This is a genomic window from Rothia gullae (assembly GCF_024294905.1).
In the GTDB taxonomy this organism is placed as follows: Bacteria; Actinomycetota; Actinomycetes; order Actinomycetales; family Micrococcaceae; genus Rothia.
This window is the reverse complement of record NZ_JANCOC010000001.1, coordinates 336,545-357,493: the sequence shown is the minus strand read 5'-3', so window position 1 is coordinate 357,493 and position 20,949 is coordinate 336,545. Positions and strand designations below refer to the sequence as shown.

Below are 20,949 nucleotides of genomic sequence, written 5' to 3'. Positions count from 1 at the left end.
CGGCGCGTTTGAAGCTCAACGGTCAGGCTTACGCCTCAACCTCAATGCTCTCACCGGGGTTCAGGTGCTTCAGTTCAGTGCCGTACTTCGCGCCGAAGTTTGTCACCAGGCCCTCAATAATGCCGGTGCCGTTGGCGTTAATCATGCCGTTGTGAATCGGAACCACACGCTGAGCGCCGGTCGCAATCACAAAATCAATGACTTCCTGAACCTTCGACCAGGGGGCGTGAATCGGCACCAGGACGGTATTCGCACGCACGCGGTGCGGAACCACCAGCGAATCTCCGGGGTGGTACACGGCACCGTTAATTAGGTAACCGACGTTGGCGATGGTCTGAATCAGCGGGTGAATCAGGGCGTGCTGACCGCCGTAGGTCTTCACCTCAAAACCGGGGATGCTGAACTCAGAATCAGAGGAAACAACGGTAACCTCAGCAGCGGGTACAGCCTCCTTGATGACCTCGGCGACAGCCTCGGGAGCCCAAATCTTCAACGGGGTCTGCGACTCTGCGCGCTGAGCAATCAGCGGCAGCACCGACGGGCCGTCAAAATGGTCCGGATGCGCGTGGGTCACGAACAGGTAATCGGCGCCTTCCAGCGCGGTGGCGTGTTCGCCTTCTGCGGCAAAGTTACCGGGGTCAAGAACGAGGGTGCGCCCCTCATTCTCAAGGCGGATACATGAGTGGGTGTACTTCGTCATTTTCATAGTTTTAGTCTACCGTTAACCCTCATTCGTGCCTGTTGATGACTTCAATTTTTGAGATAAAGCACAAATCAACCACCTTTTGAACGCCTCTAGTGTAAAGTCGTAAGACAAGATCGACCACACAATGGGACAGATTTCCGCCCCGAAAGGTTCAGCAATGGACACTCATATTCCCGTACGGAGAATTACGAAGCCCGCCGAAGCCCGAAATACCCGCCAGCGTCGCATCATCAAGGCGACTATGGAAGAGCTCGGCGATTTCATCTCAGCACAGGATCTGCACCTGACCCTCTCGAACCGCAAGGAACAGGTCTCTCTCGCAACCACCTACCGCGTGCTGCAGTCGCTGGCTAACGCCGGTGAGCTCGACTCGGTCAAGGGCATTGAGGGTGAGACTCTGTACCGCCACTGCCGGGTGAAAGACCACCACCACCACCTGCTCTGCCGCCGATGCGGCACCGCCATTGAGCTGGAAGCACCCGCCCTCGAGGACTGGGCACTGGCCATGGGCAAGCAGCACGGCTTCTCGGAGCTGGAGCACGTGGTAGAAGTGACCGGTTACTGCCCGGACTGCACTTTGGCACGTCGCGAGGAAGAATCGCATGGCGGCACTGCACGCTAACGTTGCAGGCTACGCCGCAACCTCTAAGCCCCTCATTCTGAGGAGCTCTCCCCCACCGGGGAAAACCTTCTCAACGAAAGATACGGCGGATACGGCGCCTTCAAAGATCTTCGGCACCACTACAGCACGACACACATGGCATCTGGACAAGGCAACACAACGCCACACAGGTTGAGCCCGCATTGCGTACCGGATACATAACCCGTAGCGCTAACACAGCACAACAACGAAAGAACCCCACCTCATTTCCCGAGGTGGGGCTCTTTCTATAGGTCTTATGCCTTCTCAGCCAGCTGGCGGCCCGACGCGCTATGGCGGCGCTTCACGCCACCAATCACACGGCACACCACGTAAATCAGGAAGGAAATGCTGGTCACATAGGGGCTAATCGGCAACGAACCGGCAAGAGCCAGCAGAATACCTCCCACAATGGACGCCTCCGCGAACAGCACCGACAGGATCAGGGTGCGCACCGGAGAGGCGGTCACCTGCATCGCCGCAGCCGCCGGAGTAATCAGCAGCGCCAGCACCAGCAGCGAACCAACCACCTGCACAGACAGCGCCACAGCAATACCCAGAATCACCATGAACACCAGGGACAGGAAGCGCATCGGCACGCCCTTAGCGCGCGCGACCTCCGGGTCCAGGGAGGAGAAGCTCAGCGGACGCCACACCATCACCAGCAGGCAGATAATAACCACCGCACCAATAATCATGGTGTGCAGCTGGTCGGCATCCACGGACACAATCTGACCGGTCAGCAGACCAAACTTATTCGCGCTACGACCCTGGTACAGGGAGAGGAATAGAATACCCAAGCCCAGGCCGAACGGCATGAGCGCACCAATGACCGAGTTCGAGTTGCTCGCCTTAGAGCCAAGAAAGGCAATCAGTAGAGCCGAGGCAATCGAACCGACCATGGAGCCGGTCACCACGTCATAGCCGAGTAGCAGGGCAAGGGCTGCACCCGCGAAAGACATTTCAGAGATGCCGTGCACCGCAAAGGCATGGTCGCGCATCATCACGAAAATACCGACGAAACCGCCGATAAGGCCCAGAACAGCGCCAGCAAAAATGGAGTTCTGCAGCATCTGCAGCAGCTCGCCGTAGCGGTCAAAAACGAAGATACGGGAGAGCAAATCATTCTGCGCGGCGGCAACCGGTGCCAGAGCGGGGAGGGAAGCAAGAATGGTCATCGAGTGGTTCCTCCCGGAAGGTGTAGAGTGCGCTGCGGTTCAGAAAGACCAGACTTCAGGTGGGAACCGTGAATATTCTGGTCGGTACCCTCAATATGGCAGTGGTCGCTGGCGTGAGTCTCACCCACCACCACGTAACGGCCATTAGACTTAAGCACGCTCACCGGGGTTCCGTACAGGGAGGTGAGAGTCTCACCGGTCATGACCTCTTCCACCGACCCGACCGTGAAACGACCATTCGCCAGGTAGAGAACGCGATCCACATGCTCAATGATGGGGTTAATCTCGTGGGTCACGAACACCACCGCCACGCCGCGTTTACGGTTGAACCGGTGAATCAGCTCAGCCACCGCGTACTGGTGGTTGAGGTCCAGGGAGAGTAGCGCCTCGTCGGCCAGCAGAATCTTCGGGTCGTTCGCGAGCGCCTGAGCGATACGCAGACGCTGCTGCTCACCGCCGGAGAGCAGACCCACCGGCACGTTCGCATACTCGGTCGCGCCGACGGCTTCGAGGAGCTCGTCAACCTTGGCACGGTATTTGCGGCCGTGCAGACGGAGACCCCAGCGGTGCCCGTCCACGCCAAGTCCCACAAGGTCGCGGGCGCGCATCGGGGTGGAGGTGGGGATGGACTTCTGCTGCGGTACGTAGCCGACGCCGGCGTTGCCTAAGCGTGCGGGTTTGCCGAGTACAGAGATTTCGCCGGCGTTGAGTCCGGTCAGGCCGAGAACAACTTTGAGGAAGGTGGATTTGCCGGAGCCGTTGGGTCCGAGCACGGCAAAGTATTCGCCTGCGCCGATGTCGAGGGTTAAATCTTTCCAGAGGGTGCGGGCCCCGAAAGCGAGGCTACCCCCGCGAATGGAAATCGCGGGGGCGGCACCGTTATTGTTGTCAGTCACTTAGGAGAGCGCCTTTTCGAGGTTGCTGACGTTGGTCTTCATCCATGCCAGGTAGTTGGTGTTCTCCGGCAGGGTTTCGGTGAAGGATACGTAGTTCACCGAGGCGTCCTTGGCTGCCTGCAGCACCTCGTTGGTCTGGGAGGTGGAGGTCTGCTCGTTGTAGGCGAGCAGCTGGACCTTCTTCTCGGTGACCATGTCCTTGGTTTCCTTCAGGACGAGTGCGGGGACGTCGTTGCCGGCTTCTGCTGCTTCAGCGAATTCGCTGGGGGTTGCGTTCTCTGCGCCGGTGGAGGAAATCAGGTAGTCCGGCACGGGCTCGGTGGACAGGTACTTCTTGCCTTCACCGGCGATTGCCTTGGCGGTGGTGTCCAGTGCGTCCAGTTCCTTGGAGAAGGTGGATGCGTTGGTACGGAACGCCTCAGCGTGTGCGGAGTCGAGGCCTGCAAGCTCTTCAGCGATCTGCTGGGCGACCTTCTTCATGGTTTCGAAGTCGTACCAGAGGTGCTCATTGAACTCGTGGGCGTGGTCACCGCCGTCTTCGTGGTGTTCACCGCCGCGGTGGTCCTCGACCAGGTGGGTGTATTCGGCGTCGGTGAGCTTGCCGCTGACCTTGACCGCGTTCACAATCTTCTGGGAGGTGTTGTCCTTGCCGGCGAGGTCTTCGAGGAACAGATCGTAGCCTGCGCCGTTGATGACGATTAGGGATGCGTCCTTCGCCTTGAGGCGGTCGGCGCTGGTGGCTTCGTAGGAGTGGGGGTCGGTGCTGGTGGAGGCAATCAGCGCGGTGACCTCAATGTAGTCGCCGCCAACCTGCTTGGCGATGTCTGCGTAGACGTCGGTGGAGGCGACGACCTTCACCTTGCCGTTGTTGGAGCCAGCCGAGGAGGAGGAACCGGAGGAGGTGCTGTTCTCGGTTGCGCAGCCTGCCAGCAGCAGGGAGGATGCGGCGAGTGAGCCCATTGCGGTGAGGAAGTGCTTGCGGGTGATCTTCTGATGCGACATGAGGGTTCTCTTTCGGTTCGTTCTAGTCTGTAGGTTTCTTAACTACATCATGCGCACACCCTTATAAACAACTCTTTATTAATCCAGCGCCCAAAAATGAGACTGGCATAAACGGGTATTCAAACGGCTAAATCACCGAAAAACACCAAGTCAAGCGAAAATCAACCACCGGCATATACCAGTGAGAGATGCCGCCAATATCGGAGAAAACAGGTGCCCAAAGTCGTGAGTAAATAGTGACCTCACGCCACCAACCCCTCCAACGCCTCAGCAAACGCCGCAGAACTCGACCGCGCCACATACGCCTGCCGCGTCATAGCCTCCGACGCATGACCCAACTGCACCGAAGCCTCCGACAAACCCAACACCTGATCCAGATGCGTCGCCGTCGTCTTACGGAGCACATGCCACGTCACCCACTCCAACCCAGACCCAGCCAAAGCCTTCTTCAGCTGCGCCCGACTCGAGTTGTACTTCAACGGCGCGCCCCTAAACTCAAACACGAACACGGCACCCGCCGCGGCTTGCGCTCGCCGCCTCTGCAGCACCTTCAGCACGAACGCCGGCACCTGCAGGGTTCGTGACTGATGAGTCTTTGTGTCCGCCTGCCAGCCGGCACCATGAATCAGCGTGCCATTCACCGTCACCGTGCCAGCGTCCAGATCAACGTCTTCCCAGCGCAGGCCCGCGCCCTCGCCCCAGCGGCACCCTGTGCCCAGCAGAACATCCACCAGATCAGCCAAATCACCAGAGACCAGCGACCGGAGCTGCTGAACCTGTTCCAAGCTCAGCGCCTGCACCGTCTTCTTTGTCCCCTTCACCGACTTCGTCGACAGTACAGGGTTATACGGAACAGCGCCCAGCCGCACCGCCTCATCAAAAATCATGCGAAGCACCAGGCGCCGATTATGACGCGCAGACGGGGCAGAAACAGACCCCAAATACGAATCCAAACCACCCGCCGTCGCCTCACGCAACTGCAGCGAACCCAAATCACGACTCACCGCCGCCGCCAACAACCGATAGTTCCTCACCGTATTAGTCGACAGCGAAGCATCCAGACCACCTAGCCAACGCTCCGCAGCCTCACTAATCGTCATGCTCGCGTTCACCGACTGACCAGCCGCCGGCAGACTCGACAGCTTCAGCTTCAGCTTCGTCTCAGCCGCCGCACGAGTCGCCGCCTGCGCCGTCACATCACGACGCACACCACGCTCATCACGAAAATACGTCCTAGCGCGCCACGTCTTCGCCCGCAACCGCCGCACAGTAATCACACCATGCGACCCAATAGGCAACGGATCCCTCACCATCGCTCTTCTCCTTTCCTTCCCTCCAGCCACGCAGAGAGGATCCTCGGGGTCACATCCAAATCAGCCGCCGCAGCAGACAACGAATCGGGCGACACAGCCAGCGCCGTCCGCACCGCTACAGGATCAAGAAGCCAGCCGGCGGCGGTCAGGTCAGCCTTACGTTCGCGCTTAAGCGCGGCGATAGTGTCGAGGGGAGAGTGGGTGTCGCCATTGACGGCGTGTGCCAGCTCGTGTGCAAGGACGCATCGGCGCTGCCGGTGTAGTAGCCCTGGGCTTGCGAGAATCGTCCTTGTTGTCTCGTCCCAGAGGGCGAGGGTCCCGGCGGGTGGTTGGGCGTCAATGATGCGGATGCCCAGCTCTGCGGCATGGGCATCCGGGTCATATGTATTTGTTGAAGTCATAAGTGAATCGGTGATTTACAGATGGAGGCTACGTGCCGAAGCCGGTTATAGCCCCATCTCTTTCTCTTGGGCAGTGTACGCCTTCAGGAAGATATCCGAGGGGCTCAACCTAAGCGCTTCGCAAAGCAAGTCCACCTCATTGGTATTGAGAGGTGACGCATCTTGGTTAATAGTATTGCTCAAACGAGTCTTACTAATCCCCGTCATATCTTCCAGCATCCGCAAGCTCAGACGTTGCCTCGCAACTTCGGCACGCAATTCCGCGTTAATGAGCTGACTAAAGCGACTTGCCGGACCCGTGCCTCTGCGGTTTCCTTTTACGCTACCCATCCAGAGTCCTCACTAACAACATCGTCCGCAGGGTGTGCCGCCAAAGCATATCCTGCCTGCTTTGCGGCTTCGGCACGCGCCAAAATCTGCGCAGCCAACTGAGCATCAGTAAGGGGAGCAGCCACTTGGTCTCGCACGGCGATTTTGCGCTCTGCCCGCTCAATGATCACAGAGAGAGGCTCACCGAGGGCATTTGCCAAGGCTTCCGCTTGGGTTAGCGACAGTGTAGAGGCATTGCGATACATCGTTTTTGAGATGACTGACTGACTCACGCCTGCCTCATCCTGTAGCCGCCTTTGAGAGAAGCCCCGGCGTGCTGCGAGCGCTCTCATTTCCTCGTGAATCGCGGCAATCAGTGCGGTGACTCTAGCTGTAGATTGTTGTCCCATATCAACTAGATTACCTCTAGGAAAAAATTTTTACCATAAAAACTTGATTTTGAGTCTAATTGGGGTCATACTAGGCATATCACCACAGGAAAGGAGGTGCGCATGACCGAGACAGACAAGGCGCTCGCGGCCATCGGATACGCCATGCGTGGGCAGGGAAAAACCCAAGCGGAGCTCTCCGAAAAGCTAGGAAAATCGCAAAAATACGTCAGTCATGCCCTGCGAGGCAAGGCAGACCTGCGACTATCCGAGCTCGCCAAAATCTCCGACTGGCTAGGAGTCCCCGCCCATAGACTCCTGCGGGGTGAGACCACGCCCTAAAATTTTTACCCATGTGAGTCTAATTAGACTCATCCATAGAAAGGACACAAAATGCTAACCATCCCTCACGAGGGACTAACCATCTGGTCGCCCGATGAACTTGCCGAGGCTCTCGGCGTTTCTGCCACGACCCTCGCCGATTGGCGAACGGCACGCACCGGACCCGAATTCATCCGAACCACCACGGGACAGCGCGGAGGCCGCGTCTACTACACCTCAACCGCCGTCACCGCCTGGCTGAGCAAGCTGCCTGTCACTCACACCAACAACTAAGGAGCCAGTAATGAACCCGCATGAAGAGCCTCTCTTCTCATCCGAAGAGAACAACATGCTCCAAGAAATCGGAGAAAGAACCCTCCGCCTGATCCGGCAGATTGCCGCGGGGATGAAACTCAGCAACGTCGAAGTGGCTATCACCTACGACAACCGCATCGACGTCAAAGAATTCACCATCCAAGGGCTCCTTCTACCCCTCTCCCCAGAGGAGGAAGAAGAGGCGGAAAAGAAGAGGGAGGAAAAGGTTCGTAAGTTACTCGACCAATTGAAGCAAAAATAACCGCACCACCCAGGAAGGAAAACACTAATGGAACCCGACCAGTTCAAACTCGTATTCAACGCCGTCTGCTTCGGCGCCAGCGTTACCGCAGCCTTCATCTCCGGACTCTTCTGCCTCTTGGTAACTAAAGATGCCTGGGAAGAAAAGAAGGAAGAAAAGGAGCGCGAGCTATCGGCGAATCGGGACGGGGATAACCTCATCGACCCCACGGATTCGAAGCTCTAGGTTCGACGGCAACGGCTTACCGGAAGCACCCAGCATGAAGATGCGCAGCGACTCGCCGGGGCGGAACACCTGCTGAACCTGCTCGCAGCGGACGAAATCATCCAGATTCGCCACCTCAACCACCTCGACGGATTCACCAGTGACGTTGCGCAGCAGAAAGGTGTCGCCCCTGGTCCAAGTCAGCTCAAATGTGGGCCTCCACAGGTGAGACTCAATCTTGGCCTGAGACTCGGACTGCTTCTGCTCTTCAGCAACGATTTGTTCCATCTGCCGGGCACGCTCCTCCGCAGCCGCAGCAGCACGAACCGCGGCATCACGCATCTCTAACGCCGCCCTGTGTGCCTCCTCAGCCTTAGCCTTCGCTTTCTTCGAGCCAAGGGACTGATACCAGGAAACAATCGCGAAAAAGACAGAGACGATAGCCGCAATCGCTGAACCGCCAGAAAAAAGAGTTGAGATATCCATACCCACAATCCTAACCGCCCACCCCACACCAGTCAGGAAGGACGACACACCATGACCAACCCCAAGACTAAGCGTGACCGCGCAGCAGGCCGCCACCACCGCCACACCGCAATCCAAGGCATCATCGACGACATCGCCAGCATCAACAACTCCATCGCCGCCCTACAGGGAGAGACCTGTGACATCTGTAACAAGCTCGTCGTCTGGACCGCCCGCTTCGAAGGGCAGAACGAACAAACCCGGCAGAACGTCATCGAAACCAAAGGCAAGGTAGCAGCGGTTGAACACGCGGTCACGATCCTCAAAGGGGTCACTAGGCGACAGATGCTCATCAACGCCAATCAGGTGACCATCAACAAGCTGACTAACAGCGTGCAGAAGGAACACCAAGAAGCAATCGCCCAGCTCATCGCCTACACCAACAATGTGAACGGCCGCGCGGACGCTCTCCAGCAGGAAACCGACATCCTGCGCGAAGAGCTCAACGAAACCAACAAGCGACTCATCCAACTCGCATGGATCACCGTCGGGGTCTGGGCAATCACCGCCATCACCATCTTCGCTTTCCTCATCGTCTCGTAAGGAACCACCAATGGAACGCACTATCCGCACCGCACGCGCCCTCACCTGGGCATGCGTCGCCGCGTCCATCCTCATCACAGGTATCGGCACCGCACAGGAAGACATCGCCCTCCGCGCCATCATCTTCGCCGCCGCACTCATCCCCGCAGCCGCCGCAATCCTCATCGGCTCATTCATCCACAACCACACCACAGGAGACACCCATGGGACATATCGCAGATAGCCTCCCGCACCCGGGCGACTGGGATGGGGAGAAGCCCCTCTATAGCGCGGCTGAAGCCGCCGTATTCCTTGGCGTCAAACCGCTCACCATCACCAACCGCGTCTACCGGCGCACACTCAACCCCGCCGCCTGGAGCAAAGACACCGGGTTCTGCTTCACCCGCTCCACTCTCGACCATGCACTCTGCCAGGCAGAAAAAGCGCTCCGTGCAAAGCGCGAGTACCGGCACATCATTCCCAACGAGGAACAGCTCACCCCGCCCCGCTTGAAGCGCTCCAGCATCGATTGGAACAACCCCTACGAAGGAAGGAAGAAATAAACATGCCCACCATCTTCTCCGGCGTTGAGAACCGCATCTTCGAAGCCCGCGAACGCCACCAAGAACTACACCGCACCACCCGCCAGGACGTCGCAGAATGGCGAACCCAGGCGAAACGCCTCACCATCGCTGTCAACGCACTCAACGAAGCCAACGAGGCACTCGACGCCAAGGCGAACGCAGCGCTCGCCCTGTCCGTGCTCGCCGCAACCGCCAGCCTCATCGCCCTCAAGAGGCGGTAAACCCCATGGCTGTCAAGAAGCTCTGCGGGGCATGCGGGCAGGACGCGCTAGAACGCAACCCCAACTGCGCAGCCTGCGGCAACAGGCACGCCCGCTGGTGCAGGGCAGGAGACCCCCGAGGCATCCCCACACCCCGCAAAAACGTCTGCGCCGCCTGCGGGCAACCCGCCCACCAAACCAACCCCGACTGCAAAACCTGCATCAAACGCGAACAGAGGCGTGCAAAAGCAGAAGGTAGGGAGCCCTGGATTCCCTTCATGACCACGAAGGCGATGGCGGCACCCCCAGTACCCGTCACCACGCTCACCACAGCGCGTGACGTCCACAACCACGAGACGCTCACCGGCTGGCTCACCGCCCGCTGCAACCGCCTCAACCCCACCCCCAAGAAAGGTAACGAAATGACCACCCACACCACCCTCACCGGCGCAACCATCACCGACGAGCAGCTGAAGGCACTCGCCCTCGAACTCGTCAACATCCAGGCCGACATCGCCGCCCTGAAGGAAGAAGCCGCCCGAATCGAAGAGCAGCTGAAGGCCCTGCCGAACGGCAAGTACACCTGCGGCGACGCAACCCTCACCGTCTCCCACCCCCGCCGATTCAACGAGGCCCAGTTCGCCGCAACCTACAGCCCCGAGGCGTTCCCGCAGTTCTACCGGGTCATCCACAAGGTCGACCTGAAAACCCTCGCCCCGGCGCTGAAGGACCAGTTCGCCGAAGACTCCACCGCACGCCTCACCATCCGCTAACCACCACCCACTAGGAAGGACACGCACGTTGGTCACCCCCACCATCGCCAAACCCCCAGCAGGGGCAGGGCAGACAGAAGCCTACACCGCCGACATCACCGTCGCAGGCATCATGAACGTTATTACTGACTCCATCACCGCTCATCCCCGCAGCCTCCAGAAGCGCATCGGCCCCTCCGAGATCGGCATGGACTGCACCCGCCGTCTCATCCACAAGCTCGCCGGAGACACCGAACCCGACCGCGGCATCGCCTGGAAACCCACCGTCGGCACCGCCTGCCACACCCAAATGGAGGAATGGTTCGGCGCCCACAAGAACGAAGGGTACCTCGTCGAGAACCGCGTCACTGTCGGGCAGATTGGCGGCGTAGACATCACCGGCTCAAGCGACCTGTTCAGCATCAACGACCGCACTGTCATTGACTGGAAATTCGTCGGCCCGGCGATGCTCAAAAAATATAAGGCTTCCGGCCCATCCAACCAGTACCGGGTACAGGCGCACCTGTACGGCACCGGCTGGGTCAACGCCGGCTACGAAGTCGCCCAGGTCATGATCGCGTTCCTACCCCGTGACGGTGAACTTGGCGACGCCTACTTCTGGTGGGAACCCTACCAGCCCGAGATTGCAGAAGCTGCGCTCGCTAAGGCAAACCAGCTGGTCAGCCTCATCGACGCAATCGGCAAGGACGCGACGCTGGCGATGTACCCGCTGTGCAATGAGCGGTTCTGCCCCTGGTGCCCTGCCGATAAGGCCGCACAGCAGGCGACCATCTAACCCCCATTTTTTATCAACCCCCTTTTGAAAGGAAAACCATAATGTCCGCTTTCGATTTCTTCGCACCCCGCGCCTCCCACTCCTGGAAGTTCACCAACCCCGGCGACACCCACACCGGCACCATCACCGAGGTCAGCGACGCACGCCAGGCAACCGAGTACGGCTCCAATGAGCTTGCCTACTGGGACAAGGAACGCACCCGCCCGAAGATGCAGGTCGCAGTCACCCTCGACACCACTGAGCGTGACCCGCAGGACGCTAACGATACCGGCAAGCGCACCCTCTGGGTCGTTGAGGACGGACGCTCCGGCTCCATCCTCTCCGCCATCCGCCAGGCAGTACACCAGGTGGGTGCCGGCACTATCGACATTGGTGGCCAGCTGACCGTGACTTTCTCCGGTTTTGACCCGAACAGCAAGAACCCGGCGAACCCCCGCAAGGTCTACACGGCGGCATACCAGGCTCCGGCACCGGCTGGTGGCATGTTCACCAACCAGGCACCAGCACAGCCGGTCGCACAGCCTGTAGCACCCGCGGCACCTGTAGCACCTGCACCTGTGGCACAGCCTGCACCCGCCCCGGCAGCTCAGCCTGTAGCACCTGCAACCCCGGCACCGGTCCCCGCCGTCCCCGACGCAGTACGCCAGGCAGTCACCGCCCTCATCGGCACCGGCCAGGCTGATGAGCAGATCGCTGCGACCCTCGCCGGGACCGGTCTGCCCGTCACCACCGAGACCGTGGCCACCATCCGTGCCGCAAACTAGCGACGCACATCTACCTTCACAGGTAACCCGATAGTGCCCCGCGCGGACTTCCACACACCAACCGCGCGGGGCACACCCACCCCTCCAGCCAAACCAGACCAGCCAACCCATCTGAAGGACACGCCATGGGAACCCCCGTCACCCTCGAAACCGCCCTCCACCTACGCAACCAGCGCCTCTCTATCATCCCCACCCGCCCCGACGGCACCAAAGCCCCCGCCCTACCCTGGAAGGCATACCAGACCGCCCCCGCCCCCATCGCAGAAGTCACCGAATGGTACAAGGACGGCAACCGGCGCAACCTCGGCATCGCCATCGTCACCGGTGCCGCCAGTGACCGTCTTGAGATGACCGAAATTGAGGGACGCGCCGCAGCCGACCTGCCCAAGATTGCCGCCACCATGACCGAACGCGGCCACGCCCGCCTCTGGGAACGCCTCAACAGCGGCTGGCTCGAACTCTCACCCTCCGGCGGCTTCCACTGGATCTACCGCCTCGAGGCAGGCGCAAAGGTGCCCGGCAACACCAAACTCGCACGCAACGCCGCCGGTGAAGTCCTCGCCGAAACCCGCGGCGAAGGCGGCTACTTCATCGCCGCACCCACCCCCGGCAGCCACCACAAGACCGGCAACCCCTGGCAGGTGCTTGCCGGCGGACCCGAAACCGCCCCCACCATCACCGAAACCGAGCGCGCAGCCTTCCACAAGGCAATCACCGACACCCTCGACGAAACCCCAGAGGCCCCCGTAACGCTCTTTAGCACCCCCAAACCCACCATCACCCGCCCCACGGGTGAAAGCGCGGCAGAGGGCGGCCTGAAGCCCGGAGACGACTACGAACGACAGACCGACTGGGCAGACATCCTCACCCCCCACGGCTGGGCCCTCCACTCCACGCTCACCAGCGGTGAACGGTTCTGGACACGCCCCGGCAAAAACCCCCGCGACGGGCACTCCGCATCCACCGGCCACGCCGACGACCGCGACCGCCTCTACGTCTTCTCATCCTCCGTCCCCAACTTCCCCATCGAAGAACCCATCACCAAATTCCGCGCCTACTCACTGCTCAACCATGGCGGTGACGACACCGCCGCCGCACGCGCCCTCGCAGCCGCAGGATTTGGTGAGAAAGCACCCATCACCGTGAAACTCTCCGACATCCTACCCGCACGCCACCCGGCACCACCCACACCGCCACCCGCCACAACAGAGGCACCGTCAGAGGTGCCGGCGGTGAGGGAACAGGCACCCGAAACAGCAACCACCACCACGGAAGAACCCACAACCAGCAGTGACGGCGCCACCACCATTACCGACTGGACCGAACTCGGGCTCATCCGCGCCTTCACCGCCCTCTTCGGCAACCACGTCCGCTTCAACACGGATCGCGGCCGCTTCTTCCACTGGACCGGCACCCGCTGGACCGAACAGCCCGACACTGGCGGCGACACCAAGCTCGCGCTGCTGAGCTTCGCAGCCGCCCTCAAGCCACCCATCGAACCAGGCCCTGAAGGTGGCGCACCACGAGTCAACAAGGAAGCGCACGCGCTCATCCGCTACGCCCGCTCCCACCGAGGCTCCACCGCCCTACTCGGACTCCTCAAAGTCCAGCCCACCATCGCAGTCCCCGCCTCCGCCTTCGACACCCACCTCGACGAACTCAACACCCCCACCGGAATCATCAACCTCAGAACAGGAGAACTCATGCCACACACGCCCGGGCACATGCACACCAAACAAACCGCCGTGGCACCCGCAGGCACCTCCACCACCTGGGAGCGGTTCCTCGCCACCACCTTCAACCACGACCAGGCTCTCACCGGGTACATGCAGAGGCTTGCCGGCTACTCTGCGACCGGTCTGCAGCGTGAGCACGTCTTCGCCTTCGCCTACGGCACCGGCGGCAACGGCAAGTCCGTCTACTACGACGCCATCGCCGGCGCACTCGGCGACTACGCCGCAACCCTACCCGCCGGATTCCTCATGAAGAAACCCTTCCAAGAACACGCCACCGAACTCGCACGCCTCAACGGCAAACGCTTCGTCGTCGGCTCCGAAACCAACGCAACCGACACCCTCGACGAAGCGAAACTCAAGATGCTCACCGGCGGCGACCGCATCACCGCCCGCTTCATGAGCAAGGACTTCTTCGAGTTCACCCCCACCCACCACCTACACCTGATGGGCAACCACCAGCCCGCCGTTGAAGACGGCGGCGAGTCCGTGTGGAGGCGCATGAACCTCGTCCCGTTCGTCCACACCGTCCCCGCCGAAGAACGCGACGAGCTCCTACCGGAGAAGCTGCGTGCCGACGCGGCGGCAGTGCTCGCATGGATCATCCAAGGCGCAGTCGCATACTTCCGTGACGGACTGCAGCCGCCCGAGGCAGTCCGCGCCGCCACCGAAGCCTACAAGTCCAGCCAGGACACGGTCGGTCAGTTCCTCGCCGCCCGCTGCGACCTCTACCCCGGCAACAAGCACTACACCGTGGCGGTCACCGACCTACGCCAGGCCTACCACATCTGGTGTGCCGAGGAAGGGCTGGAGCCTGTCAAGGGCAGGGCGTTCGCGTCCCAGTTGAAGGTGCACGGGGTGCTGGTCGGTCGAGACGCACCGCGCGCAACAAACAGCGGCGGGCGCGTGTTCGGCGGTCTGCAGCTCAAAGATTCTGACATTTGGCAGTGACACAAAGTGACACAAAGTGACACAACTTTTAACCCTTGTGTCACTGAGGTTTTCCCAAGTCAGACCATAAATCAGTGACACAAGTGACACAACTTTTACAAGTAGATAACAAACACAACGCGCGCACACACACCCGTTACAGCCATGCATATAGAACCTTGTGTCACTTGTGTCACTGAAAACCTGCCGACAAGGCAAAACACCCAGTGACACAACTTTTCCACGCAACCCGAAAGACCACCATGCCCCGAAAACCTGCCACCAAGAAGAAGGCATCCCAGCCCACCCCCGTGGAGCCCGAGGCAACCCCACCCGCTCTCACCACCGCCTGGTGGGAACACCACCTATCGAACACCGATAAGCGCGGGCGCACCAAGAACCCCACCCAGGCACGCCCCGCCTACCCCAACCGCTGCCACAACTGCGGTGCCGTAATCCTCACCGGGCGAACCCACGACATCTCCGCCTTCCCCGCACGAGCCAACCCCACCCGACTCACCCCCACGGGGCTAGCCCTCGCCCAAGCACTCGGCATCCACCTCTACGGGCTCGAACACGCAGCCACCACCGTACGCCTGCAAATGCTCGACCTGCCGCCCAGCCACGGGTACCCCTACCCCATCATCCCCGCCCACCACTGCCACCTCCCCGTGCAGCTCCCCGGAACCAACCTCACCACCTCAAAGGCTAGAAAGGAACACACCAATGACGCTCCACCCTTCTGAAACCCCCGACGTCGAAATCAAACTCCGCGCCACCCCACGCATCCAAAGCCGCTACCTCCGCTGGATACCCCTCGACGGAAAAACCCTCCTCTCCATCAACCGCTCCAACGGAACCCACTGGCGCACCTACCGCGCCAACGCCGACCAGTGGAAGCACGCAGCCAACCACGACATCCACCAATGGAAGAACGAGCACCCAAGCCACCAAATCCCCACCCTCACCCACGCACAAATCGACATCTGGGTCTACAAAGCACACCGAGGCCGCTACGACCCCGCCAACCTCTACCCCGTCGCTAAAGCCATCATCGACACCTACGTGCAAGCCGGGCTCCTCCCAGACGACAACCACGAACACCTCGACGGCCCACACCTACACCACGGCGGCTTCAGCAAAGAAGTCCCCGGCCTGCTCATCGTCATCACACCCCTCACCGCACAGCCCCACCCACCGGCCCACCCACAACACTAAGGACACGCCACCATGCTCTCCCTGGACTCACTTCTACACGAATTCACCAGCTACCACACCGCCACCCACACCTGGCACGGGACTACCCTCTACATCCGAGCCCTACCCCTTCTCGACCAACTCGAACACGCCATCACCGAACGCCCCAACACCGGGCCCGGCGGCGGAGGCTTCAAATCAACCAGTCCCTGCAATGACCACGCCCTCCTCATCAAAGCCGCCATCGAACACCAAATCAGGTACGACCTGCCCGCCACCCACCAGATCTACAAACACGCCACCCTAGCCGACAAACTCACCAACTGGGCGCACCACGTCGATACCGACTACGCCACCACCAAACTCACCGGCTGGCGCGAAGCCATCAAAGCACTCGACGAAACCGCCATCCCAATCCGCGTACCCTGCCCCAACTGCGGCGCCGAATGGGTCGTCACCGAAACCAGCGAAGGCGAACAACGAGTAGGTGAAGCAATCCACTTCCACCTACGCGCCGAAACCGCCATCTGCGCCGCCTGTAAAACCACCTGGCACGGCATCGACACCATCCGCACCGCACTCATTGCAATCACCTGAAAACTTGTGTACACTGTGGCCCAGCTTCATAGTGCCCAAAAACAAACAGGGGGGCCATGAAAGCGGCGGATCACAGACGACGACACTCAATGGTTAGCAGCGTGTAGTCACTTCAGTCGGAGCCCCTGCCCAACAACGGACAGGGGCTCCGACTGTACCAGAAAGCAAAAACGATGCTCCCCGTCGCAATCATCACCGCCATCATCGGCACCAACCTAACCGTCAACGCAGTGGACATCGCCACAACCAACGGGGCGCCACGAGCCGTAACCTGCACCATCGCAGGAGCACTCCTGCTCGCCACACTGCTCACAACCCTCACCCTCACCATCTAAGGAGTGGCACCATGTGCCGTAGAAGCTTCACCGACGAAGAAGAGGACAAAATCTTCGCAACACTCCACGAGCGATTCCCCGCAGAATGGGACGTCGACATCAGCTGGGGTCGGACCTTCTTCGACTTCAATTCCACCTTCGAGCTCATCATCTCCAAGGCTCAGCTACGCACCATCATCGGGAGTGAATGCGACTGTGACGACTGCGACCAAATACAGTGACCGCAGCTACCCACCGCACGCCGATAGACCGAGTGTGCCCTCTGCCTAGCAGAGGGGGGGTAATGAAGCGGGAGACACGTTCAATCGTGTCGGATTCTTCCTCTGGTGGGGGGGGAGGAGGGAAAGCATATAGCCTCCCCCCACCAGGCACCAGCCCGCAAGCTACAACTGAAGAGTGGAAGAAGGAGGAAGCATATGGCGACCAGCCGCACCGGCACCGCCCGCTGGAAGAACCTCCGAAAACAAGAACTCGCCGCGGCCTTTGAACGCGGCGACATGCGTTGCCCGATTTGTTTCGTCGCCTACGACTGGCACAGATCGAAGCAACCGAATAGTCCCGAGCTTGACCACGTGACAGCTCACGCTGAAGGTGGCAAAGATGTAGCGGAAAACGTTCGCGTCATCTGCCGCCAATGCAACCAGAAACTCGGCGGAAAGCTCGGAAGCAAACGCTCTCAAGCTCTCAAGACAATACGAATTGCAGAAACGCTGAGACCAAAAACAACACTGATCCTTTAGCCCCAACCATCCACCCCAGCCGGTGACCTCTCACCGCTATAAGGGGGACATCATCAACCGGGGCAAACCACCTGAAGCAAACAGGACCAGGGGGGTACCCCCTCCCCCGGAGGGTGAGTTCGCGCCCTCCGGCGATAGCGATATTTTTGCGCTGATTTTCCACATAGCGAGAGGGGTGGCCGTGAGTAAGATCGGGAAGCCTAAGCAGCTGCCTCCTGTAGGACATGGAGCAGAAGGTGAACTGACCTCCGCCATTGAAGCCGGAGCAGGTCGCCTCGCAGAGCTACGAATTTTGAGGCGTATCGTTGCAAGTCATCTGGAACATCCCAACACGTTAGCGCGTGACCTGGCTGCGCTCGCACGCCGTTACCAGGACTTGACGAAAGAGATTGAAGAGCTGGAGACCCTAGAAGAGACCCTTGGGGCCGAAGCTAGGGAGGCGGGGTATGTCGAAGACGTCCCGTTCGACCCGCAAGCTCTCTGACCTTGCACGGCACCTAGTTATCCCGGCAGACATTGAAACGACAGCCTGGCCTCATCTGGCGCAGGCTCTTCGTCGTATGCGGTACCCGTTGGATACTTGGCAGATGTCGCTGGGGAAGCTTCTGGTGGCAAAGCGTGCGGATGGTATCTATGCGTGTGGCGTTGGTGGTGCGGTGTTTTCCCTGCCACGTCAGGTGGGTAAGACCCACACCATTGCTGGTCTCATCTTCGGGCTGTGCGTGGCGTTCCCCGGGACATTTGTCCTGTGGTCTGCCCACCGTGCTCGTACCCATAATGAGACGTTCCGCTCCATGCAGGGAATTGCGAATAAGCCGGACATTATGCCGTTCATTGGGCATGTGCACCGCGCAGCAGGCTCAGAAGGTATTGAGTTCGCCAATGGTTCCCGCATCCTCTTCGGCGCGCGAGAGAACGGCTTCGGTCGTGGCTTTGCGAAGGTCGACGTGCTGGTCTTCGATGAGGCGCAGATTCTCTCCGAGAAAGCTATGGACGATATGGTTCCGGCGACCAACGCGGCCCCAAACGGTTTGGTGATTATGCTGGGCACTCCGCCGCGTCCCAACGACCCAGGCGAAGTCTTCCGGCAGCGTAGAGAAGATGCGCTCAAAGGGGATAAAGACACTCTATATGTAGAGTTCTCTGCAGACCCCGATGGGCGCCTGGATGATAAGCGGCAGTGGGCAAAAGCTAACCCGTCCTACCCGGAGCGCACTAGCGCTACAGCCTTTGGGCGATTACGTAAAATGCTCGGCTCTGATGAGTCCTTCCGTCGTGAAGCCCTTGGAGTCTGGGATGAGTTGGCAGGCGTGACCAACGCGTTCACCCCGGACGCGTGGAACGCGTTGGAAGGCACTGCGCCAGAAACTGGTCGTGACGTGTACGGTGTGCGTTTCTCGCCGGACGGGTTGGAGGTCGCACTCGCTGTGGCACGCCGCCCCGAAGAGGGGCCCGTGTTCATCGAGGGTATCCGTTCCGAGCCGCTCTCCGCAGGCACCGGCTGGCTGGTGGATTTTCTTGCGTCCAAGCAGGAGCGTGCAGCCCAAATCGTCATTGATGGTAAAGCGGGCGTGGGCTATCTGATCCAGGCGCTTCAAGACGCCGGGGTGAGGAACAAAAAGCTTATCTGGCAGCCTTCCCTAGACCAGGTCATTGCGGCACATGCTATGTTCGACCAGGCTGTTATCGGCCACGATGTTGCCCATAGCGCTCAGCCAGAAATGACGGCGCAGGTGCTTGCCGCTTCCAGGCGAAAGATTGGCAATCGTGGTGGCTTCGGCTGGCAGGCGCCAGAAGGCGGGAGTGTCACGATGTTCGAAGCAGCGACCCTGGCCTACTGGGGTGCCAAAGTCACACGACGTAACCCCATCAAGAGAAAGCAGGTGATTAGCGTATGACCGCGTATATTCCCAGCGTGCAGGCAATCCCTGCGGAACTCCTCACCGAGACTGAGCGCCGCCAAGTACAGGCGATGATTGACCAGCTCGGCTCCAAGCGAGCCATGAACGCCCAGCGGCAGGCATACTACGACCAGAAGATGACGCTCCGAGACCTCGGAATTAGTCTCCCGCGGCAGTTCCTGAATATCGGGTCTGTCCTCGGCTGGCCGGGCAAGGTAGTTGACGTACTGGCAGACCGTATCCGCTTCGAACGGTTCGTATCCACCTCAGAAGAGGACGACCCGCACGGGCTGAATGCTCTCGTAGCTGACAACGGCTTCCAGGAGGCGTTCTCTCAGGCTGTCAGTAGTGCGCTCATTCACTCTTGTGCCTTTATCACGGTGACTGAAGGCGACACTACCAAGGGTGAACCTGAAGTGCTCTGGCTCCCTCGCTCCGCGCACTGGGCAACGGGTATCTGGAACCCCCGCACGCGCTCGCTCTCAGCCGGTCTGACTGTTTCAGAGATTCGCAAAGACGGCACCACCTCGTTCATCCCGACCGAGTTCGTCGCGTACTTTGCAGATAAGACCGTGCAGGTAGTCTTCGATGACACCACAGGGCGCTCCGCGGTTGAGGTCATCCCCAACAAGACCGGCCGCCCTCTGCTGGTGCCCATTATTGTGGGCGCTGACCTGCGCAATCCTTTTGGGCGCTCGCGTATCTCCAAGGCTGTTATGTCGTTGACTGATTCGGCAATCCGCACGATTGTTCGCTCGGAAATCGGTGCGGAGTTCTATGCCTCCCCGCAGAGGTACATGCTTGGTGCTGATGAAGAGGCTCTGGCTGGCTCGAAGTGGTCCGCGTTGACCTCTCGACTGCTGACTATCAGCAGGGACGAAGAAGGTGAAGTGCCGACTGTGGGGCAGTTCCCGCAGATTAGCATGCAGCCGCATACTGACCAGTTGCGTCAGTGGGCGTCTTTGCTGGCTGCGGAGTCTCAGATTCCGCTCGATGAGTTGGGTTTCCCGTCGGATAATCCGTCGAGTGATTCGGCGATTCAGTCACAGCGTGATCCTTTGCGTTTGGCGGCTGAACGCGCGATTCGTGGGTTCAAGCAGTCTCTGCGGCAGGTGGCGTTGCTGTCTGTTGCTTTGCGTGAGGGCTCTATTGAGGGCGTGTCGCTGGTGGAGCCGTGGTTTGCTCCGACGGTGCATGTGTCGGATTCGGCTGCTGCAGACGCTGTGTTGAAGCAGGTGCAGGTGATGCCGTGGCTTGCTGAGTCTCAGGTCATTTTGGAGAAGCTTGGGTATGACGACGCGAGTATTCAGCGTTTGTGGGCGGATAAACGTCGTGCGCAGGCTTCGCAGACGATTGCTCAGCTGGTTTCTTCTCGTCAATCTAAGCCCGAAGAGGTGTCTAGCCCAGGTGAGGTAGAAGAGCTTGTAAAGGAGTGAT

The 20,949-nt window shown here is 60.0% G+C and carries 31 protein-coding genes and 1 pseudogene; 22 read left to right on the top strand and 10 right to left on the bottom strand.

Annotation, left to right across the window (positions count from 1 at the left end):
• Positions 1 to 28: 28 nt before the first annotated feature.
• The gene (locus NML54_RS01610; RefSeq protein ID WP_254755602.1) at positions 29 to 706 is read right to left on the bottom strand and encodes an MBL fold metallo-hydrolase; all 678 of its coding nucleotides are present in this window, start codon (positions 704 to 706) and stop codon (positions 29 to 31) included.
• A 157-nt stretch (positions 707 to 863) separates the two neighbouring features.
• Between NML54_RS01610 and NML54_RS01605 the strand changes: the two genes are divergently transcribed.
• Positions 864 to 1,328, top strand: coding sequence for a Fur family transcriptional regulator (locus NML54_RS01605; protein WP_254755600.1), 465 nt, complete (start codon positions 864 to 866; stop codon positions 1,326 to 1,328).
• A gap of 275 nt (positions 1,329 to 1,603) precedes the next feature.
• Here the strand turns inward: NML54_RS01605 and NML54_RS01600 are convergent, their stop codons facing one another.
• The 8 genes and pseudogenes from NML54_RS01600 to NML54_RS08945 form a co-directional block, all read right to left on the bottom strand.
• On the bottom strand, positions 1,604 to 2,524 hold the full coding sequence (locus tag NML54_RS01600; protein ID WP_254755598.1) for a metal ABC transporter permease: 921 nt from the start codon (positions 2,522 to 2,524) through the stop codon (positions 1,604 to 1,606).
• Complete coding sequence (locus NML54_RS01595; RefSeq protein WP_254755597.1) at positions 2,521 to 3,420, bottom strand: metal ABC transporter ATP-binding protein; 900 nt, start codon at positions 3,418 to 3,420, stop codon at positions 2,521 to 2,523. The genes NML54_RS01600 and NML54_RS01595 overlap by 4 nt, the downstream gene beginning before the upstream one ends.
• Positions 3,421 to 4,422: a metal ABC transporter solute-binding protein, Zn/Mn family gene (locus NML54_RS01590; RefSeq protein WP_254755596.1), complete on the bottom strand. Its 1,002-nt coding sequence runs from the start codon at positions 4,420 to 4,422 to the stop codon at positions 3,421 to 3,423.
• A 242-nt stretch (positions 4,423 to 4,664) separates the two neighbouring features.
• Positions 4,665 to 5,630, bottom strand: coding sequence for a tyrosine-type recombinase/integrase (locus NML54_RS01585; protein WP_254755594.1), 966 nt, complete (start codon positions 5,628 to 5,630; stop codon positions 4,665 to 4,667).
• 98 nt (positions 5,631 to 5,728) lie between these two features.
• Positions 5,729 to 6,136, bottom strand: a complete 408-nt coding sequence (locus NML54_RS01580) for an ImmA/IrrE family metallo-endopeptidase (RefSeq protein ID WP_254755593.1) — start codon at positions 6,134 to 6,136, stop codon at positions 5,729 to 5,731.
• 45 nt (positions 6,137 to 6,181) lie between these two features.
• Positions 6,182 to 6,466: a helix-turn-helix domain-containing protein gene (locus tag NML54_RS01575; protein ID WP_254755591.1), complete on the bottom strand. Its 285-nt coding sequence runs from the start codon at positions 6,464 to 6,466 to the stop codon at positions 6,182 to 6,184.
• On the bottom strand, positions 6,454 to 6,591 hold the full coding sequence (locus tag NML54_RS01570) for a hypothetical protein (RefSeq protein ID WP_254755589.1): 138 nt from the start codon (positions 6,589 to 6,591) through the stop codon (positions 6,454 to 6,456). Before NML54_RS01570 ends, NML54_RS01575 begins: the two co-directional genes overlap by 13 nt.
• A gap of 57 nt (positions 6,592 to 6,648) precedes the next feature.
• Positions 6,649 to 6,798, bottom strand: a pseudogene (locus NML54_RS08945) (helix-turn-helix domain-containing protein); the annotation flags it as partial.
• A 159-nt stretch (positions 6,799 to 6,957) separates the two neighbouring features.
• Between NML54_RS08945 and NML54_RS01565 the strand changes: the two are divergent.
• From NML54_RS01565 to NML54_RS01550, 4 genes are read left to right on the top strand one after another with little or no spacing between them, the layout of a single operon-like run.
• Positions 6,958 to 7,176 carry a helix-turn-helix domain-containing protein gene (locus NML54_RS01565; protein WP_254755587.1) on the top strand — a complete coding sequence of 73 codons (219 nt, stop codon included), beginning with the start codon at positions 6,958 to 6,960 and terminating at the stop codon, positions 7,174 to 7,176.
• A 51-nt stretch (positions 7,177 to 7,227) separates the two neighbouring features.
• Positions 7,228 to 7,449 carry a helix-turn-helix transcriptional regulator gene (locus tag NML54_RS01560; RefSeq protein ID WP_070600493.1) on the top strand — a complete coding sequence of 74 codons (222 nt, stop codon included), beginning with the start codon at positions 7,228 to 7,230 and terminating at the stop codon, positions 7,447 to 7,449.
• A 10-nt stretch (positions 7,450 to 7,459) separates the two neighbouring features.
• Entirely contained in the window at positions 7,460 to 7,732 is a 273-nt protein-coding gene (locus tag NML54_RS01555; protein WP_254755586.1) for a hypothetical protein, read from the top strand.
• Positions 7,733 to 7,759: 27 nt separating this feature from the next.
• Positions 7,760 to 7,957: a hypothetical protein gene (locus NML54_RS01550; RefSeq protein ID WP_254755584.1), complete on the top strand. Its 198-nt coding sequence runs from the start codon at positions 7,760 to 7,762 to the stop codon at positions 7,955 to 7,957.
• Here NML54_RS01550 and NML54_RS01545 read toward each other — a convergent pair.
• Positions 7,901 to 8,422: a hypothetical protein gene (locus NML54_RS01545; RefSeq protein WP_254755582.1), complete on the bottom strand. Its 522-nt coding sequence runs from the start codon at positions 8,420 to 8,422 to the stop codon at positions 7,901 to 7,903. The genes NML54_RS01550 and NML54_RS01545 overlap by 57 nt on opposite strands.
• 51 nt (positions 8,423 to 8,473) lie before the next feature.
• On the opposite strand from NML54_RS01545, the gene NML54_RS01540 reads away from it, so the two are divergent.
• The 17 genes from NML54_RS01540 (at position 8,474) to NML54_RS01460 (ending at position 20,948) form a co-directional block, all read left to right on the top strand.
• A complete protein-coding gene (locus NML54_RS01540) occupies positions 8,474 to 9,004 on the top strand; it encodes a hypothetical protein (protein ID WP_254755581.1) in 531 nt (176 codons plus the stop codon).
• A 10-nt stretch (positions 9,005 to 9,014) separates the two neighbouring features.
• Complete coding sequence (locus NML54_RS01535) at positions 9,015 to 9,227, top strand: hypothetical protein (RefSeq protein ID WP_254755579.1); 213 nt, start codon at positions 9,015 to 9,017, stop codon at positions 9,225 to 9,227.
• Positions 9,208 to 9,546, top strand: coding sequence for a hypothetical protein (locus tag NML54_RS01530; RefSeq protein WP_254755578.1), 339 nt, complete (start codon positions 9,208 to 9,210; stop codon positions 9,544 to 9,546). The genes NML54_RS01535 and NML54_RS01530 overlap by 20 nt, the downstream gene beginning before the upstream one ends.
• Positions 9,547 to 9,548: 2 nt before the next feature.
• Entirely contained in the window at positions 9,549 to 9,788 is a 240-nt protein-coding gene (locus NML54_RS01525) for a hypothetical protein (protein WP_254755576.1), read from the top strand.
• A 257-nt stretch (positions 9,789 to 10,045) separates the two neighbouring features.
• Positions 10,046 to 10,540 (top strand): hypothetical protein, encoded by a 495-nt coding sequence (locus NML54_RS01520; RefSeq protein WP_254755575.1) that lies wholly within the window; start codon positions 10,046 to 10,048, stop codon positions 10,538 to 10,540.
• Between the two features lie 28 nt (positions 10,541 to 10,568).
• Positions 10,569 to 11,315, top strand: coding sequence for a hypothetical protein (locus NML54_RS01515; protein ID WP_254755574.1), 747 nt, complete (start codon positions 10,569 to 10,571; stop codon positions 11,313 to 11,315).
• Between the two features lie 41 nt (positions 11,316 to 11,356).
• Positions 11,357 to 12,079, top strand: coding sequence for a hypothetical protein (locus NML54_RS01510; protein ID WP_254755572.1), 723 nt, complete (start codon positions 11,357 to 11,359; stop codon positions 12,077 to 12,079).
• 125 nt (positions 12,080 to 12,204) lie between these two features.
• A complete protein-coding gene (locus tag NML54_RS01505) occupies positions 12,205 to 14,763 on the top strand; it encodes a phage/plasmid primase, P4 family (RefSeq protein ID WP_254755570.1) in 2,559 nt (852 codons plus the stop codon).
• A gap of 242 nt (positions 14,764 to 15,005) precedes the next feature.
• On the top strand, positions 15,006 to 15,488 hold the full coding sequence (locus tag NML54_RS01500; RefSeq protein ID WP_254755569.1) for a hypothetical protein: 483 nt from the start codon (positions 15,006 to 15,008) through the stop codon (positions 15,486 to 15,488).
• The gene (locus tag NML54_RS01495) at positions 15,469 to 15,960 is read left to right on the top strand and encodes a hypothetical protein (RefSeq protein WP_254755567.1); all 492 of its coding nucleotides are present in this window, start codon (positions 15,469 to 15,471) and stop codon (positions 15,958 to 15,960) included. Before NML54_RS01500 ends, NML54_RS01495 begins: the two co-directional genes overlap by 20 nt.
• A gap of 12 nt (positions 15,961 to 15,972) precedes the next feature.
• Positions 15,973 to 16,536 carry a DUF7340 domain-containing protein gene (locus NML54_RS01490; protein ID WP_254755565.1) on the top strand — a complete coding sequence of 188 codons (564 nt, stop codon included), beginning with the start codon at positions 15,973 to 15,975 and terminating at the stop codon, positions 16,534 to 16,536.
• 173 nt (positions 16,537 to 16,709) lie between these two features.
• A complete protein-coding gene (locus tag NML54_RS01485; protein ID WP_254755564.1) occupies positions 16,710 to 16,871 on the top strand; it encodes a hypothetical protein in 162 nt (53 codons plus the stop codon).
• Positions 16,872 to 16,882: 11 nt separating this feature from the next.
• Positions 16,883 to 17,092, top strand: a complete 210-nt coding sequence (locus NML54_RS01480) for a hypothetical protein (protein WP_254755563.1) — start codon at positions 16,883 to 16,885, stop codon at positions 17,090 to 17,092.
• A 195-nt stretch (positions 17,093 to 17,287) separates the two neighbouring features.
• On the top strand, positions 17,288 to 17,611 hold the full coding sequence (locus tag NML54_RS01475; RefSeq protein WP_254755561.1) for an HNH endonuclease: 324 nt from the start codon (positions 17,288 to 17,290) through the stop codon (positions 17,609 to 17,611).
• Between the two features lie 181 nt (positions 17,612 to 17,792).
• Positions 17,793 to 18,095 carry a hypothetical protein gene (locus tag NML54_RS01470; RefSeq protein ID WP_254755559.1) on the top strand — a complete coding sequence of 101 codons (303 nt, stop codon included), beginning with the start codon at positions 17,793 to 17,795 and terminating at the stop codon, positions 18,093 to 18,095.
• Positions 18,058 to 19,509 (top strand): hypothetical protein, encoded by a 1,452-nt coding sequence (locus NML54_RS01465; protein WP_254755557.1) that lies wholly within the window; start codon positions 18,058 to 18,060, stop codon positions 19,507 to 19,509. The genes NML54_RS01470 and NML54_RS01465 overlap by 38 nt, the downstream gene beginning before the upstream one ends.
• Positions 19,506 to 20,948, top strand: coding sequence for a phage portal protein (locus NML54_RS01460; protein WP_254755556.1), 1,443 nt, complete (start codon positions 19,506 to 19,508; stop codon positions 20,946 to 20,948). The genes NML54_RS01465 and NML54_RS01460 overlap by 4 nt, the downstream gene beginning before the upstream one ends.
• Position 20,949 lies beyond the last annotated feature (1 nt).

What these genes read in the sequence shown, in the direction of transcription:
- NML54_RS01545 (WP_254755582.1), bottom strand. Translation starts at nt 8,422, where the DNA reads ATGGATATCTCAACTCTTTTTTCTGGCGGTTCAGCGATTGCGGCTATC.
- NML54_RS01460 (WP_254755556.1), top strand. Translation starts at nt 19,506, where the DNA reads ATGACCGCGTATATTCCCAGCGTGCAGGCAATCCCTGCGGAACTCCTC.
- NML54_RS01550 (WP_254755584.1), top strand. Translation starts at nt 7,760, where the DNA reads ATGGAACCCGACCAGTTCAAACTCGTATTCAACGCCGTCTGCTTCGGC.
- NML54_RS01605 (WP_254755600.1), top strand. Translation starts at nt 864, where the DNA reads ATGGACACTCATATTCCCGTACGGAGAATTACGAAGCCCGCCGAAGCC.
- NML54_RS01580 (WP_254755593.1), bottom strand. Translation starts at nt 6,136, where the DNA reads ATGACTTCAACAAATACATATGACCCGGATGCCCATGCCGCAGAGCTG.
- NML54_RS01555 (WP_254755586.1), top strand. Translation starts at nt 7,460, where the DNA reads ATGAACCCGCATGAAGAGCCTCTCTTCTCATCCGAAGAGAACAACATG.
- NML54_RS01505 (WP_254755570.1), top strand. Translation starts at nt 12,205, where the DNA reads ATGGGAACCCCCGTCACCCTCGAAACCGCCCTCCACCTACGCAACCAG.
- NML54_RS01495 (WP_254755567.1), top strand. Translation starts at nt 15,469, where the DNA reads ATGACGCTCCACCCTTCTGAAACCCCCGACGTCGAAATCAAACTCCGC.
- NML54_RS01490 (WP_254755565.1), top strand. Translation starts at nt 15,973, where the DNA reads ATGCTCTCCCTGGACTCACTTCTACACGAATTCACCAGCTACCACACC.
- NML54_RS01510 (WP_254755572.1), top strand. Translation starts at nt 11,357, where the DNA reads ATGTCCGCTTTCGATTTCTTCGCACCCCGCGCCTCCCACTCCTGGAAG.
- NML54_RS01485 (WP_254755564.1), top strand. Translation starts at nt 16,710, where the DNA reads ATGCTCCCCGTCGCAATCATCACCGCCATCATCGGCACCAACCTAACC.
- NML54_RS01575 (WP_254755591.1), bottom strand. Translation starts at nt 6,466, where the DNA reads ATGGGTAGCGTAAAAGGAAACCGCAGAGGCACGGGTCCGGCAAGTCGC.
- NML54_RS01525 (WP_254755576.1), top strand. Translation starts at nt 9,549, where the DNA reads ATGCCCACCATCTTCTCCGGCGTTGAGAACCGCATCTTCGAAGCCCGC.
- NML54_RS01540 (WP_254755581.1), top strand. Translation starts at nt 8,474, where the DNA reads ATGACCAACCCCAAGACTAAGCGTGACCGCGCAGCAGGCCGCCACCAC.
- NML54_RS01500 (WP_254755569.1), top strand. Translation starts at nt 15,006, where the DNA reads ATGCCCCGAAAACCTGCCACCAAGAAGAAGGCATCCCAGCCCACCCCC.
- NML54_RS01590 (WP_254755596.1), bottom strand. Translation starts at nt 4,422, where the DNA reads ATGTCGCATCAGAAGATCACCCGCAAGCACTTCCTCACCGCAATGGGC.
- NML54_RS01610 (WP_254755602.1), bottom strand. Translation starts at nt 706, where the DNA reads ATGAAAATGACGAAGTACACCCACTCATGTATCCGCCTTGAGAATGAG.
- NML54_RS01565 (WP_254755587.1), top strand. Translation starts at nt 6,958, where the DNA reads ATGACCGAGACAGACAAGGCGCTCGCGGCCATCGGATACGCCATGCGT.
- NML54_RS01475 (WP_254755561.1), top strand. Translation starts at nt 17,288, where the DNA reads ATGGCGACCAGCCGCACCGGCACCGCCCGCTGGAAGAACCTCCGAAAA.
- NML54_RS01600 (WP_254755598.1), bottom strand. Translation starts at nt 2,524, where the DNA reads ATGACCATTCTTGCTTCCCTCCCCGCTCTGGCACCGGTTGCCGCCGCG.
- NML54_RS01560 (WP_070600493.1), top strand. Translation starts at nt 7,228, where the DNA reads ATGCTAACCATCCCTCACGAGGGACTAACCATCTGGTCGCCCGATGAA.
- NML54_RS01535 (WP_254755579.1), top strand. Translation starts at nt 9,015, where the DNA reads ATGGAACGCACTATCCGCACCGCACGCGCCCTCACCTGGGCATGCGTC.
- NML54_RS01480 (WP_254755563.1), top strand. Translation starts at nt 16,883, where the DNA reads ATGTGCCGTAGAAGCTTCACCGACGAAGAAGAGGACAAAATCTTCGCA.
- NML54_RS01530 (WP_254755578.1), top strand. Translation starts at nt 9,208, where the DNA reads ATGGGACATATCGCAGATAGCCTCCCGCACCCGGGCGACTGGGATGGG.
- NML54_RS01465 (WP_254755557.1), top strand. Translation starts at nt 18,058, where the DNA reads ATGTCGAAGACGTCCCGTTCGACCCGCAAGCTCTCTGACCTTGCACGG.
- NML54_RS01520 (WP_254755575.1), top strand. Translation starts at nt 10,046, where the DNA reads ATGACCACGAAGGCGATGGCGGCACCCCCAGTACCCGTCACCACGCTC.